At 26.4% G+C, this 18,448-nt stretch carries 16 protein-coding genes; 9 read left to right on the top strand and 7 right to left on the bottom strand.

All coding sequences use genetic code 11. The features are described from left to right. Nucleotides 1-430 precede the first annotated feature (430 nt). Nucleotides 431-967 (top strand): flavin reductase, encoded by a 537-nt coding sequence (locus Q0J90_RS08420; protein ID WP_297277478.1) that lies wholly within the window; start codon nt 431-433, stop codon nt 965-967. 76 nt (nt 968-1,043) lie between these two features. On the opposite strand, the gene Q0J90_RS08425 is transcribed toward Q0J90_RS08420, so the two are convergent. Continuing rightward, on the bottom strand, nt 1,044-2,222 hold the full coding sequence (locus tag Q0J90_RS08425; RefSeq protein ID WP_297277479.1) for a cation:dicarboxylase symporter family transporter: 1,179 nt from the start codon (nt 2,220-2,222) through the stop codon (nt 1,044-1,046). A 226-nt stretch (nt 2,223-2,448) separates the two neighbouring features. Here Q0J90_RS08425 and ispF point away from each other — a divergent pair, with 226 nt between their 5' ends. From ispF to rsmG, 5 genes are all read left to right on the top strand, one after another. Continuing rightward, nucleotides 2,449-2,931: a 2-C-methyl-D-erythritol 2,4-cyclodiphosphate synthase gene (ispF, locus tag Q0J90_RS08430; protein WP_297277480.1), complete on the top strand. Its 483-nt coding sequence runs from the start codon at nt 2,449-2,451 to the stop codon at nt 2,929-2,931. A gap of 11 nt (nt 2,932-2,942) precedes the next feature. Continuing rightward, nucleotides 2,943-3,941 carry a squalene/phytoene synthase family protein gene (locus tag Q0J90_RS08435; RefSeq protein WP_297277481.1) on the top strand — a complete coding sequence of 333 codons (999 nt, stop codon included), beginning with the start codon at nt 2,943-2,945 and terminating at the stop codon, nt 3,939-3,941. Between the two features lie 98 nt (nt 3,942-4,039). Next, complete coding sequence (locus Q0J90_RS08440; RefSeq protein ID WP_297277482.1) at nt 4,040-5,947, top strand: tetratricopeptide repeat protein; 1,908 nt, start codon at nt 4,040-4,042, stop codon at nt 5,945-5,947. A 46-nt stretch (nt 5,948-5,993) separates the two neighbouring features. Next, nucleotides 5,994-6,707: a hypothetical protein gene (locus Q0J90_RS08445; protein ID WP_297277483.1), complete on the top strand. Its 714-nt coding sequence runs from the start codon at nt 5,994-5,996 to the stop codon at nt 6,705-6,707. A gap of 2 nt (nt 6,708-6,709) precedes the next feature. Next, nucleotides 6,710-7,336 (top strand): 16S rRNA (guanine(527)-N(7))-methyltransferase RsmG, encoded by a 627-nt coding sequence (gene rsmG / locus Q0J90_RS08450; protein WP_297277516.1) that lies wholly within the window; start codon nt 6,710-6,712, stop codon nt 7,334-7,336. Here the strand turns inward: rsmG and Q0J90_RS08455 are convergent. From Q0J90_RS08455 to Q0J90_RS08480, 6 genes are all read right to left on the bottom strand, one after another. Then, on the bottom strand, nt 7,331-8,359 hold the full coding sequence (locus Q0J90_RS08455; protein WP_297277484.1) for a lysylphosphatidylglycerol synthase transmembrane domain-containing protein: 1,029 nt from the start codon (nt 8,357-8,359) through the stop codon (nt 7,331-7,333). The two genes, rsmG and Q0J90_RS08455, sit on opposite strands and share 6 nt — an antisense overlap. Nucleotides 8,360-8,381: 22 nt before the next feature. Then, complete coding sequence (locus Q0J90_RS08460) at nt 8,382-9,899, bottom strand: DUF5312 family protein (protein ID WP_297277485.1); 1,518 nt, start codon at nt 9,897-9,899, stop codon at nt 8,382-8,384. 112 nt (nt 9,900-10,011) lie between these two features. After that, nucleotides 10,012-10,833 carry a tetratricopeptide repeat protein gene (locus Q0J90_RS08465; RefSeq protein WP_297277486.1) on the bottom strand — a complete coding sequence of 274 codons (822 nt, stop codon included), beginning with the start codon at nt 10,831-10,833 and terminating at the stop codon, nt 10,012-10,014. A 70-nt stretch (nt 10,834-10,903) separates the two neighbouring features. Continuing rightward, entirely contained in the window at nt 10,904-12,028 is a 1,125-nt protein-coding gene (gene tgt / locus Q0J90_RS08470) for a tRNA guanosine(34) transglycosylase Tgt (protein ID WP_297277487.1), read from the bottom strand. A gap of 117 nt (nt 12,029-12,145) precedes the next feature. Next, nucleotides 12,146-13,993, bottom strand: coding sequence for a methyl-accepting chemotaxis protein (locus tag Q0J90_RS08475; protein ID WP_297277488.1), 1,848 nt, complete (start codon nt 13,991-13,993; stop codon nt 12,146-12,148). Between the two features lie 123 nt (nt 13,994-14,116). Then, complete coding sequence (locus Q0J90_RS08480; RefSeq protein WP_297277489.1) at nt 14,117-14,596, bottom strand: GNAT family N-acetyltransferase; 480 nt, start codon at nt 14,594-14,596, stop codon at nt 14,117-14,119. A 1,264-nt stretch (nt 14,597-15,860) separates the two neighbouring features. Here Q0J90_RS08480 and Q0J90_RS08485 point away from each other — a divergent pair. The 3 genes from Q0J90_RS08485 to Q0J90_RS08495 are packed head-to-tail and all read left to right on the top strand — an operon-like array spanning nt 15,861 to nt 18,428. Beyond that, nucleotides 15,861-16,691 carry a transporter substrate-binding domain-containing protein gene (locus tag Q0J90_RS08485; RefSeq protein ID WP_297277490.1) on the top strand — a complete coding sequence of 277 codons (831 nt, stop codon included), beginning with the start codon at nt 15,861-15,863 and terminating at the stop codon, nt 16,689-16,691. Between the two features lie 23 nt (nt 16,692-16,714). Further along, the gene (locus Q0J90_RS08490; protein ID WP_297277491.1) at nt 16,715-17,569 is read left to right on the top strand and encodes a transporter substrate-binding domain-containing protein; all 855 of its coding nucleotides are present in this window, start codon (nt 16,715-16,717) and stop codon (nt 17,567-17,569) included. Between the two features lie 25 nt (nt 17,570-17,594). Next, nucleotides 17,595-18,428, top strand: coding sequence for a transporter substrate-binding domain-containing protein (locus Q0J90_RS08495; protein WP_297277492.1), 834 nt, complete (start codon nt 17,595-17,597; stop codon nt 18,426-18,428). Nucleotides 18,429-18,448 lie beyond the last annotated feature (20 nt).

Below are 18,448 nucleotides of genomic sequence, written 5' to 3' on the forward strand. Positions count from 1 at the left end.
TAGATTTACTTTTATACAATCAAGATGAGTTTATAAAAAGAGCTGAAGAAGTATTAAAAAAATATAATTATAAATTTATGTTATTTAGATTCAGACAATATTCAGAAATTATAAAGACATTTAATGATTAATTAAATAAAAATAGCAGTATTCAAATATATACCTAAACAAATATATTTTTCCATAGAAGTTTTTTATTGCAACTTTTTCCCTCGCATGCCTGCCAACACCTCCAAAGGCACGCTTCGCGAGGTATGTTTGGGACAAAGCACAAATTATAAAAATTAAAATACTAAAAAATAAATAGTATAAATATCTATTAATTTTGTTTTGAAATAACTAATTAAATTTCAAAAAATATTTATTTAATTCATTGTTTTTTATATTATTTATTATAAAATTCTTCTAATTTTTAAGGAGTGTAATTGAAATGAAAAAGAAAATAGATGTTTTAGATTATGCAAGTCATATACTTAAAGAAGTAAAAAAAGGTGTTCTAATAACAACTAAAGCCAATGAAAAAATAAATAGTATGTCGGTTTCTTGGGGCTGTTTGGGAATAGAATGGAATAGAAATGTATTTGTAATTTTTGTAAGAGAAAATAGATACACTAGAAGTATGCTGGATAAAAATCCTGAATTCACAGTAAATATTCCAATTAATAAAATAGATAGAAATATAATAAAAGTATGCGGAATGCAATCCGGATATAATATCGATAAAATAAAAGAGCTTAATTTAACATTAGAAGAACCTAATATGATTTCAGTTCCAGGAATAAAAGAACTTCCTTTAACTCTTGAATGCAAAATTCTTTATAAAAAGAAACAGGACTACAATGAACTTCCAGAAAATATAAAGAACACTTTTTATCCTCAAGATGTAGACAGCAGTTTTTACGGATCAAATAAAGATTGTCATATAGCTTATTATGCTGAAATAGTAGATTGTTATATAATAGAATAGTTTAATATAAAAAGAGACAGCATTTTTATATATTATGCCGTCTCTTTTATCATTTTATTAAATAAAAGTCAATTTTTTAAGCTTCTTTTTTTAATTTTGTTTGATAGAACCAATCAACAAATACAGCTATAGCATTATCGCCTGATACGTTAGCAGCTGTACCGAATGAGTCCTGAGTTAAATATAATGCTATCATCAAACCTTGTAATTCTTCCCCTGTTATTCCAATCATATAGAAGAAAGGCAAAGCACTCATTACAGCACCGCCAGGAGCACCAGGAGCAGCAACCATAGCAATACCTAACATAAGTATGAAAGGAAGTATTGAAGTATAAGTAGGATTTTGTCCTAAAATCAATATAACAGCTGTAGAACAGCAAGTTAATGTTATCATAGAACCAGCTAAGTGTATAGTAGCACAAAGAGGTATTACAAATTTTCTTATTTGTTCAGATACTCCGTTTCTTTCAGCAGCTATCAAACTTACAGGTATAGTTGCCGCACTGCTTTGAGTACCTACAGCAGTAAAGTATGGAGGAATCTGATTTTTAATAAGCATTATAGGAGATTTCTTTGCTATAACACCTGATATTATAAATAATGCAGTAATATAAAGTATATGAAGAGTTATAACAACAGCAAATACTTTACCAAATATTATAAGTATATGCTGTATGCTTCCTGCATAAGCTAAATTTGCAAATGTTCCTAAAATATGTAAAGGAAGTATTGGAATTATTATATTCTTTAATACTGCCTGTATAACTTCTTCTGCATCTCTTACTATAGAAAACAATTCTTCACCTTGTTTTTTTGGTCTTAACATTGTTATACCAATACCTAAAATAAATGCAAATACAACGGCAGATGTAACATCAAACAATGGTTTTAGAGGTATGGTGAAATAACTTTCTAAACCTGATTCTATTTTTACGCTGCTTAGAGCAGAAGCACCTAAAAGTGTTGGGAAAAGATTAGATGCTACTAAAAATGCTATACTTCCTGCTAATAATGTTGAACCATAAGATATTGCTACAGTAAGCCCTATTAATTTAGTAGCACCTTCTGTCAAGTTTGCAATACCGTAACCTATAAAAGCAACTATCATAAGAGGAATTATAAAATTTAAGAATAAGCTGAATATACTGCTTATAGTTACAAAAATCCTCACTATAGGACCAGGAAGAAACATACCTACTAATATACCTAAAATTATACCTATTATAATCCTAGGTAAAAGACCAATTTTTTTCATTTGTCTTCTCCATTTTTTTATATTTTCTATGTATAGTATTATATAAATTTTTACATGGTATTCAATATATAAATTATAATTTGTATAATTTTAATGTGTAAGATATAAACAGAAGCTATTAAATAACACATATTATACATACACTAAATAAACATATAAAATAAGTTTGACAAATTAATCTATTTTTGTATAATTTAAGCATAAAATAAAAATAGGAAACTAGCGAATGAGAATAGGTTATGGTTACGATTCGCATGTATTTGCAGAAAATCGTAAACTAATATTAGCAGGCATTGATATTCCTCATAAATTTGGATTAAAAGGACATTCTGACGCTGATGCTGTTACCCATGCTTTAATAGATTCTATACTTGGGGCTTTGGCCTTAGGTGATATAGGAAGTCATTTTCCAGATAATGATGATAAATATAAAGACATATCTTCAATAACACTTCTAGAGAAAACCATTTCTATAATGAAAGATAAAAATTACATAATTGGAAATACAGACATTACAATAATATTGGAAAAACCTAAATTGAGAAATTATATAGATTTAATGCGTGAAAACCTATCAAAAGTACTAGCGACAAATGTAGAAAATATATCAATAAAGGCTAAAACAAATGAAAAAATGGATGCTGTAGGAAGAGAAGAAGGTATAGCTGTTCATTGTGTGTCTTTATTAATAAAAAATAAAAGTGTTTAGGAAATAATAATATGGCTGCAACAAAAATTAATACAAAATATCTATTAGATCTTGTTTCAAGAAGTTTTGCTTTAACTATACCATTACTTGATAAAAATAAAAAAAATAAAGTTGAAGTTCAATACTTGCTTGCTAGAATAATTGATACTATAGAAGATTCTAGTCATAATATAGGAGATAAAGAAACTTTAATAACTGGTTTTATAAACATATTAAAAACAGAAAATACTGATAATCTTGAAAATTTTAAAAGAATAGTTATAGAACATACTATAAATGAAGATGATAAAGTATTAATAGATAATACAGAAGTTGTATTAAAAGCATTTTTTGCATTTAAACAGGATATAAAAAACATATCAATATCATACTTAAGAGAAATGGGATATGGAATGATATATTATCAAGATCATAATATATCAACATTTGAAGATTTAGATGATTATTGCTATTATGTTGCAGGAACTGTAGGAGTTTATTTGACAGAACTTACAAAGATATCTGATAATTTGGATTTGGATAAGGAAAAAGCAAAAAGTTTAGGAAGATTTTTGCAAAAAGTAAATATAATAAAAGATGCCAAACTAGATTATAAAGAAAAAAGAATATTTTGGCCTTTGACATTATTTGATAATGAGAATCCTGCTCCATATTTTGAAGACGGGGCATATATAGATAAATCTATGGAAGCACTTGGACAAATGATTGAATCTGCTATGAATGAATTTAGAACATCTATTGAATATATTATGACAATAGAAAAAAAAGCTATTGGATACAGACATTTCTGTTTAGTTGCTGTATTAATGGGATATGAAACTATTAAACTTATGAAAAATAACTATAATATATTTATGGGAGAACCTATAAAAATACCTAGAAAAAATACATTAGAAATAGTTACAAAAGCTAAAGCTGATTTTTATACTAATAAAAAATTAGAAGATTTATTAGAAAAAGCATTTGCAAAAGAAAATGATCAAAAAGAGGCAGAAACTGCAAATAAATAATAATAGTATTTACCTATAATCTATTATTCTAGTTTTATATTGATATAAATGTAAATATATATTAAAATTATGTAAACTAAACTTTGGAGTTATCATAAATGTTTGTTAAAAGATTCGGCATTATATTACTAATATTTGTTTTTAATGCAATTAATATATTCGCTCAAGATGAAGCTTCTCAATACATTAGAAATGAAGAAGAGGCAAAGGCAGCATACAGTTTAGCTCTATATTATAAAGAAAAAGCATTAGCATCAAAAACTATAACAGAAGAAACACTTAAAGATCTGGAAAGTGCAAAAGTCATACTGCAGGAAGTACTTAAATGTGTTCAAAATAAAGAAATATATATTACATTGGCAGAAACTCATGAAGCTTTAGGCGAATATTATGAAAGTTCAAGAATTTATGATAAATTAGTTTTGGATAATCCTGAAGATATTGAATTATTGATTAAAGCTGCAGAAAGAAATATATTTGTTATTAATGATATAAAAAAAGCCCAATATTATCTTCAAAGTGCTTATGAATTGGAGCCATACAACAATGATGCTTTAATTTTATTAGGTTTTACTTATTATCAAAATAGAGAACTTGAAAAAGCAGTATACTATTTTTCTAAAGTAAATGAAAATGGAAAATCAAGCAATAATTATATTCAATATTATAACTTTTATTATGGTATGAGTGAATTTTATCTAAGCAGATTTTCAAATGCAATTAATAGATTTAATAAACTTCAAAATGTACAATTATCACCTGCCGATAAATACAGTGCTGCTTATGGAATAGTAAAAAGTTATCAGGCTTTAGAAAAATATAATGAAGCATATTCAAATAGTATTATAGTTGATGATTCATTATTTTTAAGTGCATATTTAAGTTTTATGTCAGATAAATATAATAAGGAATTATTTTCTGAAATAGATACGCTTGATAATAACACTCCTAAAATACTATCTATAATACTTGAAGCTCAAAATAATGGATACAGCAATGCTTTAAATATGATAGAAACAGATCTAGACAGAAGAGAAATAGATTTAGATATTATACAGGCATATTATAAAATGATAAACAAAATAGGAAATGAAGATAATAAAATGAATGCTGAAATGGATATCATATCATTTTATTTAATGCTTAACAATATAGATGCTCTTCCTAGCCATATAGAAAAATTAATAAGTTATGATAATACTGGAAAATTTAATAACTTATATCTGCAGGCTGCTTTAGAGTTCAAAAATCAAAATAATTTTCAAGCATCAAAAGAAATGATAGATAAATATTTATCTTTAAAAAATAATAATATAAAAGAAAATGAACTAGTATCATTAGTATTAACAGCTGCAGAAATAGGAGAAAGCGATTTAGCTATAAATGCTATAGATCAATTCGAAAAAGAAAAATATTCATATAGTTATTTAAGAGCTTACAGTTACTTATTTGATAATGATATTAATAATGCTAATAAATATTTGCAGGAAGATTTAGAATATTTTAACAGCAACAAATCTAATACTAATGAATATAGATTAAATATACCTTATATAACTGCATTGGCTGTAAAGAATACAAACTCAGCCCTTTTATATGCTAATTATAAATATTCACAGGATGAAACTTCAGCACAAAATATGAATAGTTTAGCTTGGGCATTAGCATCTCTAGGAACAGATATAGATAAAGCTATAGAACTTTCAAAAAATGCAGTACAACTTGAACCTAAATCTCCTCATTATATAGATACATTAGGTTTTGCTTATTACAAAAAAGGCGATTATGATAATGCTTTGAAAACTTTATTAAAGGCAGTTTTATATATTGATGAGGATTCAAAAGCTGAAATATATCATCATATAGCAGATGCATATTACGCTAAGAATGATTATAAAAATGCTCTTAAATATTATAGAAAATCAATAAGTTCTATTAATAAGGAATTTGATTATGATGAACAAGGAGTAAAAGATAAAATAGAAAGTTTAACTGAAGATAAATAAATAGGGTTTTAAATTTATAAAATTATTAAGAGAGAGGTTAAAAACCATGAAATATTTTAAATATATTATATTAACTGTATTATTTACTCAATTAATATTTGCTCAAAATGAAAAAGATGTTATGAAAGAAGCTTTTGATAGGTTTTCAAAATCTCCATTTACAACAATATATTCATCCGGAGGGGCATTTTACAGCGGAGATGATTTGGATCAAATGCCTATGCTTGTTAATTATTACAAAAACAGTAATAATAAATACATGAATGCTGTAGATGGGCTTTTAGGAAATTTAATAATGGATGCTAAAGTAAATGATAATCAGCTTACTTTGAATTTACCTGAATTGGAAGCACCATTAAAAAGAAACTTTGATGAATTTTCATTAGATGCTCCTATTATGCGTTTTCCTAAAGTTTATGCTGATGTATTAGATTATAAATTTATAGATTTATCAAAAAAAATAGTGAGCAGTAATATTACATTAGGAAAAAATTGGCATACATTAAAAATAGGTTATACTGACAGAATTGATACTATAGTTTTTTCTGCCTCTAGTTATAGAGTAAGAACTTTCTCCACTGCTTTTATGGATAATGTTGTAAGTATTGAATTAGGTTCTTATACTACAGTTAATAATATACCTTATCCTCAAGAGTTTATAATGAAAAGCAAAATAGATAAAAGAGAGTTACGCTATAATATAACAAATGTTTCAGCAGGAGATAGTGCAAAACAAAGTGCAAAAAAATTGGGCTGGTAATGATAGATTATAATTCAATAATAGATTATATTTATAAAATTACAAATATTGAAATAACTGAAAATAATAAAGATAAACTAATAAAATATGCATCGCTTGTTATGGATTACAATAAAAATGTAAATATAACTGGTGCCAAAACAGAAGAAATTTTTTTTGCCGAACATATATCAGACTGTCTTTTAGCTTTAAATTTCTTTTATGATTATGATAATATAATAGATATAGGTTCCGGGGCTGGACTCCCGGCTATACCTTTATCTATTATTTACAGCAATAAAAAATTTACTTTATGCGAATCTAAAAACAAAAAAGCTGATTTCCTAAAAATTGCCAAAAAAGAATTAGATTTAAATAATATAGAAGTTAAATGTATTAATGCCTATGAAATAAAAGAAAAATATGATACTGTAACTTCAAGAGCTTTTTCTGATATTGCTGTATTGTTAAAAATATTTTCCAAAATAAAAACAAAAAATGGAAAATTAATAGCTTATAAAGGCAAAATGGAAAAAATAGAAGAAGAATTAAAAGAAGCAAATATTTCAAAAAATAAATATAATATAGAAATAAAAAAACTCGAATCAAAAGATAAAGAGCGTCATTTAGTTGTTATATCCAGTTTATAATGCATTATTTTGTTCTTTACTTTCTGTTTGATTATCGTCTTTAGTAGTAGCTGTTTTTAAATCTACACCTAGTATAAATAAGAATATAAATCCAATTATTACTATAGGAAGTATACCCATCATATGATATACAAGAGCATAAGGGAATGCTATATTCTTTTCTACACCTATAAGAGAAAGGCCAAATACAATAGCCCATTCAAAAGGTCCTATTCCAGAAGGTGCAGAAGGCACAGCAAATCCAAAACCGCCTACAGCAAACATAAATAATGCTATCATAACAGACGCTTTAATATTAAAAGCTGCCATTAAAAAACTTATGGTTAATATCTGTCCTATAAGATATAAAGCAGTGTATAAAAATATTAAAAATATATGCTTAGGATCATTTTTAAATCCTATTCCGTCTATAAAATTACATGAAAATTCAATTAATTTATCTCCGATATTTTTAGGCAGTATTCCAAAAATTTTATGAAAAACTTTATGAGCAAATTCCCTTTTCCATACTAAAAATATTAAAACTAAAATACCAACTATAGAAAAAATAAATAAAGCAAAAGCAGCATAAGTAACTTGTTTAGGCAAATTAGGTATAAATATAACAGAAAGTGTTAATATAACTCCTCCGGTTATAACATCGAAAAGTCTTTCAGTAACAACAGAAGCTATCAATGCAGATTTACTTACATCTTCTTTTACACCCAAAATATAAGCACGAGCAACCTCTCCAAGTTTAGCAGGCAAAATATTATTTCCCATATAGCCTATATATGTAGCCATAACTATAGTTCTTTTTTTTATAGGTTTTTTAAGAGGAATAAAACATTCCCATCTTAGTCCTCTTAAAGCTATTATCAAAACGCTTAATACTAGAGAAATCAAAAAATATACAACATCAATATTTTTTACTATTTCTATTGACTCTTTTATATTTATGCCTCTAAAAGCAAAATATAAACAAATAATACTTATTATAACACCTACAATTACTTGTAAAGCTGTTTTATGACTTTTCTTCATTACACAATTTACCCTATAAAATTTACCTTATAAAATTTTTCATAAGAGCAATAAAATTATCAAAAGTATCCAGCATATCTCTTGCTATATTTAAATTAAATTTTTGTAAATTCTGAACTTTACTAGCATTACTGATTTCAGTTTTACTTCCGCTAGCACAATCTTCAACAACATTTTTTACTATTGTTGTAAGGTCTATAACAGAATTATATACACTAAGAACAATTTTATTTCCTTCAGCATCTATCTTATTAACCATAGATTCTATTAAATCTCTGTTTGCATTAGCTTTATTTTTTGATATAATCCATCCTTTAAGACGTTTAAAATTCTCAGACTCAGGACTTAACATAGTATCAAATTTCTGTATACCTTCTATAACATCGCTCAAAGTATAAAAAGCATCTAATCCCATTGAATTTCTATCTTTATGTACAAACTCAGCACCTAAAAACATATCATTTAATGGAGCTTTATAATTCATATCAAACATTTCTATAATAAAAGTTTTAATATATTGCAAAGGTTCAACGCAAGTAAAAATAGGACAATCAAATTTTTCCAGCTGTTCATTTTTTTCTTCATTAACATTTTGAAGCTTTAATATTTCTACACCATTAAACATTTTATTACGCATACCGGCAATTTTACTGCTTTTTATTTCAGCAACAATACTGTCCATATCTTTTTTAAGATTATTAGTAAAATCTGTTATATAATTCACAAATATATTAACATTAGAAGGATTGATAGTACACTTATATGTAAAATCTTTAAGCAAATATATTATAATATCACTTAATACCCCTGGAGTTTGTAAATATTTTATTCTAGCTAAAAAAGCCTTAATATTTTTTTCAGGTATAGGAGGCATTCCTATGTACTGCTGAAAAATATTTAATGCTGATAATAATTCTTTTCTTATAGTAATAGAATTAACCGCATAATCCAACTTAACAATATCATCAAATATCTGTATATTAGAACTTGCTTTAAATTGAGGATTAGAACTATAAGCACCATCGACAAATGAAGGACAAAAAGCTCTAAGAAAAAGAAAGAAATCAAAATTTGATATCTGAGCAAAATCTTTAAGTAAATTAAAAGTCAAATTTATTTCTTTTCCGCTTTCCCCGCTTATATATTTCTTAAATTTTACAAAATTATTTTTAACTTCATTAAATACAGTATTTGGATTTTTGCCTGATTGTATCTGAGACATCATATAATCTCTATTTAAAGTAGCATACAGTTCTTTTATTTCATTATTAAAAGAAACTTCTATGAGATAATATGAAAACTGTTTTCCATCTTTTATTATAAATTCTTCTTTTAATGGAGAAACTAATGGACCTATAACTTTATACATCTCAAAAACAAATTTAGCACAAGCGGCTGTTAAAGATTTAGTCTTTAAATCTACAAAACCATATTTTTGTTTTGATATTCTATCCGAATATTCCTCCATACGCATCTTTTCTACTAATTCGGGTGTTCTTATGTTAAACAAATTGTATTTAATATAATCAAAAAAATTCACCGTTAAAATACCCCACATATATTTTTTAAAACATTGAATAATAATATACTAAATTAAATAATATTTAAAGATTATTTAAATAATTTTTTAATATTATGTAAACAAAAAATAATCATTCTCTAACAGAATCTAAAGCCTTTCTAGCTTCATTATAATTTTCATCTATTTCTAACGCTTTTTCAAAATTTTCAGCTGCTAATTTTTTATTTCCAGTAACAGCGTATATAGAGCCTATATTATAATATATCAATTTATCTTCGCTATCAACATCTCTAGCCTTTTCTAAATATCTTATGGCCATTTTATTACTATTTTTTTTCTTATAACAAGAAGCTATATTACATAAAACATAAGAATTATTGCCTTCATAATTAGCATTAACTTCATGGAAAAGCGAAAGTGCTTTATCATAATCTTCATTATGATGATATATACATCCTAATAAATTAATAATATCATTAGTTTGTTTGGCAGTATAAGCCAAATTAGCATATTCTAAAGATAAATTATATTCTTTCCAAATAAATGTTTGAAATGCCATATATGAACATCTTTTATAATCCTTAGATCTGATTTTTATATCTTTTGATTGTTCTAATGCCTTTTCTAAATATTCTCTTCTATTTTCTTTATCAAGAACGGCAGCATACTCATATACAAATGAATTAGCTTTTCCTATAGATATAAGTTTTCTAAAATAATTAAGAGCTTCAGAATACTGCCTCTTTCTCATAGAGATAAAACCCATCATATATAATGCTTCAGGATACTCAGAATCATTTTTAAGAACAAAATTATAGTAATTCTCAGCATCTTCAAATCTATTTTCTTTCATAGCAATTCTAGCTAATATTGATATAGTATAGGGATCATTCAGCTTTTCAGCTAAAATAGCATTATATCTATCTAAAAGCTTAGCATATTTACTATCCATAAAAACTCACCTAATTATTTTTTTATCTATATATTATATAATAATTTACAGAAATATGTAAAATATAATATTAATTTTCATAAAATTTTTTCATCATATCCTTTCTATAATCGGAATATACATCTTTTTCAATAGAATTTCTTAAATCTCTCATAAATCTTTGCATAAATCTTAAATTATGTATAGTCATAAGCGTTGAAAATAATATTTCATGCACTTTATCTAAATGATTAAGATATCCTCTTGAAAAATTTTTACAGGTATAACAATCACAACCTTCTTCTAATACAGTATCATCAGTTCTATATTTAGAATTTCTTATTCTAATAATACCATTCATAGTGAAAGCCTCTCCATTTCTAGCATTTCTTGTAGGCATAACACAGTCAAACATATCTATACCTTCCATAACAGCATTAAGTATATCTCTAGGTTCGCTTACTCCCATTAAATAACGAGGCTTATTTTTATTAGTATAAACCATAACTTTTGATAACACTTCATGCATCTTTTCAGGAGTTTCTCCTACCGAAAGTCCTCCTATAGAATAAAAAGGGAAATCCATATTTACTAAAGTTTCTGCACTTTCTTTTCTTAAATCATCAAACATTCCGCCTTGAATAATCCCTCCAAGATACTGATATTCACTGTTTGGAGTACTGTCATGATAATCTTTACACTCCTTAGCCCATTTATGAGTTCTAAGCATGGCCTCTTTAGCATAATCATAAGTTGCATCATGTTTTGAACACTCATCTAAACACATAATAAAATCAGCACCTATTATATGTTCAGCTTCCATTACACTTTTAGGAGTAAATAAATATTTATTTCCATCTATATGAGAACTAAATTCTACACCGGAATCATTAATTTTTCTTAATTTAGCAAGTGAAAATACTTGAAATCCTCCGGAATCAGTAAGCATAGCTCCATTCCAACCCATAAATTTTTTTACACCGCCGAATTTCTTTAATATCTCCAAACCTGGCCTTAAAACTAAATGATAAGTGTTAGCAAGTATTATTTTACTATCTGTTTCTTCTACCATAGCCGGTGTTAATGCTTTAACAGTAGCTTTAGTACCTACAGGCATAAAAACAGGTGTGTCTATCTCTACCCCATTTATCTCTATTTTTCCAAGTCTTGCTGAGGTTTGAGAACTTGTTTTCAATACATTAAAATTAAATGACATATAATACCTTTTATCAAATTATAATCTATTTTATATGAAAATAAATAAATATCAAATTTTTACAAAAATAAAAAAGGGCTATTAAAAGCCCTTAATTTAGATATATAAAATCAATTATTATTTAGTACCATCAGGAAGTTTAAATATATGTATAGCTGACATAAGCTCCTCAGACTGTGCAAATAATAATTCTGCTGAAGCTGTAGCCTCTTCTACTAAAGCAGCATTTTTTTGTGTAGTAGAATCCATCTCAGCAATAGCAATTTTAATTTCATTTATACCAGATTGCTGTTCTGTAGCTCCGTTGCTTATATTTATCATAATATTTGAAGCCTCATCTATTCTATTTTGTATTTCAACAAATATTTCTTGAGACTCTCTAGCAGTTCCAGTAGCTACATTAATTTTTTCATAAACATTTTCTATCAAATCAGTAATACTTTTTACAGAAGTTTGAGTAGTCTGAGCCAAATTTCTTACTTCACTTGCTACTACAGCAAAACCTTTTCCCTGCTCTCCTGCACGTGCAGCTTCTACTGAAGCATTGAGGGCAAGTATATTCGTCTGGAATGCTATATCCTCAATTATTTTAGTTATATCTTTAATTTTTGAACTAGCATCATGTACAGCTTCTATATTACCTGTAGTTTCTGCTATTATACTGCCGGCTTTTTCAACTGATGATTTAGAATCCAATATAATTTTACTTCCATTTATAGAATTATCTGCTGATTCTTTTATTGTAGAAGAAATCTCAGTCATAGAAGCAGAAGTTTGCTCTATACTTGCAGCCTGACTTTCTGTTCTATGTGCTAAATCTGTATTTTGTTCTGATAATTCCTTAGCAGCCATAGTAATATTATTAGCTGACTCTTCTACAACCATTATAGTTTCTACGAGTTTCTTTCTCATAGCTACAAATGCATTTGATAATTCTCCAAGCTCATCTTTACGATGTATTTTTTGTTTGGTAGTTCTCAAATCTCCTTCAGCTATTTCTTTAGCAACTCCAACCAATAAATGTAAAGGTCTTGTTATAGAACGTATAAATAGTGATATAAATATAGATATAACAACTATGGCAATTACAGAAATTATTATCATCATCATCATCAGTGCTCTATTAGCCTCATAAATTTCAGCCTCTGAAACAGAAATACCTAATACCCAAGGCTGAGATTTTAATGTCATAACAGATGATACTCTTTTTTCATTATTAAATACATAACTTAATATTCCCTGACCTATATTAAAGGCATCTTTAAATTGTTCCGGAGCTGTAACATTTATATTTTCAGTTCTGCTGTGTATCTTTATTATTAAATTTTTATCTACAGCATACATACTTCCTGTTTTTCCTATTACAAGAGGTTCTATATGATTTTTATTTAAAGTAGACCAATCTAATATTACATATAAATAACCTATAACAGTATTATTAACATCAACAACTTTTTCCATTAATATTAATGACCATCCTCCTGTAGTCAGAGAATGAGTAATATTATCTCCAAATACTCCTTTGCTGCTTCCGTTTATTTTACTTCTTAAATCCGGATGTATATCAAAAATATTTTGATTTACTAAGTCCACGTTATCAGAATCTATTAATACAACACCTGATGAATCAGACAATCCTATATTTATAGCATATTCATTTAATGACCTAAATTTTTTAAGATTATTTAATGCAACGATTCTTGTGTCCTCAGTTCTTAACTGCAAATATCTTACTAATTCTTCTGAGGTTCCATATATACCTGCTATGGCTAATTGATCGACAAACCATGTATCAATAAGTGAAGCATAACCCATAACAGTATTATTATATCCTGTATATGTAGCATTTTTTATACTATCTGATGCTTTAATTTCTGTTATAACTATTAAAATAATAATAAAGAATGCTACCATAGAAATAATAATTAAAGGCATCTTTATTCTTAAACTTTGAAATCTTTTCATAATACACAATTCTCCCTAATCGTTACACTATAATTATAATCTATTTTTTAAAAAAGTGTTGTATTTTTTAAACTTAATGTAAATTCGCACAATAAAATATATAAAAAATAATATTTGTTAATATTAAAGAGATATATAATATAACACTATATCTTCATATATATTATTTATATTAAGATACCCCTCTTTTACAATTCCTATTTTATTAAAACCTAATTTTTCATAAAGTTTATGAGCCGTATTATTAGATATTACAACAGCATTAAATTGCAATATTCTATACCCAAGTTTAGAACCTTGTTTCATAGAATCTTTAACCAGCATTTCACCAATGCCTTTACCTCTTGCTTTTTTTGAAACTGCATAGGAAGCATTACATATATGACCGCATCTGCCTATATTATTTGGATGCAAAATATAAACTCCATAGACTTCACCATCTTCTACAGCTATACCAGTAAAATCCTGCGACTTGAAATAAGAATCAGCGTTTTCTTTTGTGAGTTTTTCTATTTGCGGAAAATATATTCCTTCTTCTATTATATTATTCCATAATTCTAAGATTTGATCTAAATATTTAATATTATAAGCTGATATTTCCATTGATTTGTATATACCTAATTTTTTAAAATTATTATATATTATTTGTACAATAAATCAAACAATTTTTTAATAATTTGAATATAATTTAAGTAAATATTCGTACGGAAGCATATTATTTTTATCAGTATAAAAAAACTTTCCTATAGAAGCGACTTCAGAAGAATATATAGTTATTTTATCTAATATGCTGTTATCATTTGAACTATAAATTTTTATGTTATACCCTATACTTGAATTTTTAAATATAGATCTATTTAGTGATATACTGTTTAAACTTTTTATAATAAAAGATATATCATTTGTATTAGTTATTGAAATAGTTTTTTTATTATAATCAATTTCTATTTTTGAAACGTCTTTTGGATAAAGCTTTATACCATTTATTGGTGCTTTATACCATAAGACTAATACTATAATAACAAATAATGATATGAAGCTAATAATCTTTTTTTATTCATAAAATATATTATACAATAAAATCATCATTTATCAAATACAGATTGACAACAAATAAAAAACATTAATCAATAAAAATAAACACAAAATATATTAAAAAATTGTTTTAATAGACATCAATTTTTTTAATATTTATTAAAATATATTTGCTTTTAATATTATTTAGTTTATAATAGAAATCAATGTTTTAACAATTAAAAAACGGATATTTGTTATGTGCATTTTTTATAATTACAAATTATTTTCAATAACACTCTATAAAAATTACAAAATACCCGAGCAAAAATAATCATAAGTAGGCAGGCTGTCTATATAAAATCAAATATACCAATTCTTATATGGTTTCAGAAATATTAATTTTTTATAATTAAAAATTGATATTCCTAATTTATTATCAAATTAAATTTATTAAGAGGAATATAAAATATATGAAAGAAATAATATTAATTATTTTTTTGATATCATGTTTAAATAGCAAAACAGATTATAAGCTGCTAATAAATATACATAAAGAATTTCATAAATTTGAAAGTTTAATATCTAAAAATAAAAAATGCAAACAAAGCTTAAAACTAATCAAGAATATAATATACAATTTTAAGGTATCGGTAACTGCATTAAAAAATACTGCTGTATATTTTTTATATTTGCTTAAAATTATAATGTATAATCATATCATAAATAAATATCAAATTCTATATATGAAGAAAAAATACATTATGATTAATTATCTTCTCTGACAAAATTTTTTATTCATCTATTATAAGAAATAAAGACATTCTAAAAAATAATAAATACGGAGAAATAAATGAAAAACATAAAAATAGTATTTTTGATTTTTACAATATTTTTTATAAGCTGTGTAAAATCAAATACTGACAGCAAATCAGAAAATACAAATCCAATAAGAGTTGGAACACCTGCCAAGCATAAGTTTTTTAGCCAAATAGGAAGCAATGGGGAAATAGAAGGATACGATATAGATATATGGGAAGAAATTGGAAAACGTTTAAATAGACCTATAGAATGGACACAAATAGATCTTACAGGAGGTTTCGGAGAATTAGAGTTAGGGAAACTTGATACATTGACTCAGCAAATTAGTATAACGCCTGCAAGAATGCAAAAATATTATTTTGCTGAACCATATTTTTTAAGCCCTTACAAAATATATGTAGCTGAAACTAATGAATCAATAAATAAATTTGAGGATCTATTTGGCAAAGTGCTTGCTGTAACTATAGCAGAGGCAGCTGTAGAACATATAGAAGCATTAGATCCTCAGAAAAAAATAAAAATGGAAACATTCGTAGCAGAAGCCAGACCAGGCATACCTCTTTTAGTACAAAATGGAAAAATAGATGCATCAACAGAGGCTGTAATAATATTCGATGAAGTAAAAAAGTCTACTGGTGCTAAAGTAAAAATGGTTGGAGAACCTATATTTACTGAAGTAAATTCATTTCCATTTAAAAAAGATGAAAACGGCAAAAAACTATGTGATGAAGTAAGCAAAGTTATAGCTGAAATGAGAGAAGACGGCACATTAGATAAATTTGCAATAAAATGGTTCGGATACAATCCTATGGAAGGTTTAGATGTCAATTATGAATTAGAAAAATTATTAAAAACTTTCTAATAAATGTTCTTAAAGGAGAAAAAATGAAAAACATATTCAAATATTTATTTATTTTATGTATTATGAGCATAATTATATCATGCACAAAAAACAATGTTTCTAACGAGACTTCTGAAAATAATCAAAGTGTAATAAGAGTAGCAACACCAGGTACACATCCTCTTTTTACAAGAGTTAATGCTGATGGAAAATTTGAAGGATATGATATAGATGTTTGGGAAGAGATAGGAAAACGCTTAAACAAAAAAATAGAATGGCATCAGTTTGCATTAGAAGGATGCTTTGGTGCTTTGGATGCCGGCAAAGTTGATACAGCAACTCAGCAAATTAGCATCACTCCTGCTAGATTAGAAAAATATATTTTTTCTGAGCCTTATTTTTTAAGTCCTTTTAAATTATATGTTGTAGGAACTAATGACACAATAACAAAACTAGAAGATTTGTACGGAAAAAGATTAGCACTTGTAACAGGTTCTGCTACACATGAATATATAAAAGAATTAGACCCTGAAAACAAAATAGAAATCATATCATTAAGAGCAGACAGTACTGCTACTATTCCAAGCAATGTAGTTAATGGAAAAGCTGAAGCAGCTGTTACAGCCGTTACTGTATTTCCTGATTTAAAAGAAAGCTCAGGATTAGATATAAAAATGGTTGGAGATATATTATTTACTCAAGTTAATGGTTTTCCTTTTAGAAAAGATGAAGCTGGTAAAAAACTATGCAATGAAATAAGCAAAGTTGTAGTAGAAATGAGAGAAGACGGCACATTAGAAAAACTAGCTGTTAAATGGTTTGGATATAACCCTATGGAAGGTTTAGATGCTAAAACTGAATTAGATAAAATAATGGCTAAAATAAACACAAATAAATAATAACTTTTTAATTTGGGAGTGAAAAATGAAACATTTATTAAAAATATTAATCATAATGATATTAACATCGATATCATGTACAAACAGTAAAAACAATACTGAAAATACAATGGATGAAAATGTTATAAGAGTCGCCTCACCTGGAATGCATATAATGTTTAGTAAAGCAAATTCTGAAGGTAAGTTAGAAGGATATGATATAGATGTTTGGGAAGAAATAGGAAGACGTTTAGGTAAGAAAATAGAATGGACTCAAATTTCTATGGAGGGGGCTTTTGGCTCTTTAGAATCAGGAAAAGTTGATACTGTTACTCAGCAAATCAGCATTACGCCTTCAAGATTTGAAAAATATATATTTTCAGAACCTTATTTTTTAAGTCCGTATAAATTTTTTGTAGCTTCAACAAATGATAGTATTAATAAATTAGAAGACATGTATGGTAAAAAATTAGGATTTCATACTGGAAGTTATGCTCATGAATATATGAAAGCATTAGATCCTGAAGGTAAAATAGAAATAGTTTCATTTAGTCCTGATTCTGTTGCTACAGTACCTATTAATGTAGCTAATGGAAAAATAGATGCTGCTTTAGAGGCTGTAATAATATTCCCAAATCTAAAAGAAAGCACTGGATTGGATATAAAAATGGTTGGAGATGTAGTTTTTACAGAAGTTAATGCTTTTCCATTTAGAAAAGATGAAAAAGGAAAAAAATTATGCGATGAAGTAAGTAAAACTATAATAGAAATGAGAGAAGACGGTACATTAGAAAAACTAGCTATTAAATGGTTTGGATATAATCCTATGGAAGGCTTAGATGTCAATGCTGAATTAGAAAAATTATTATCAACTTTTTAATAAAAAATAAAAATTAATAA

Source organism: uncultured Brachyspira sp., from assembly GCF_944390595.1.
In the GTDB taxonomy this organism is placed as follows: domain Bacteria; phylum Spirochaetota; class Brachyspiria; order Brachyspirales; family Brachyspiraceae; genus Brachyspira.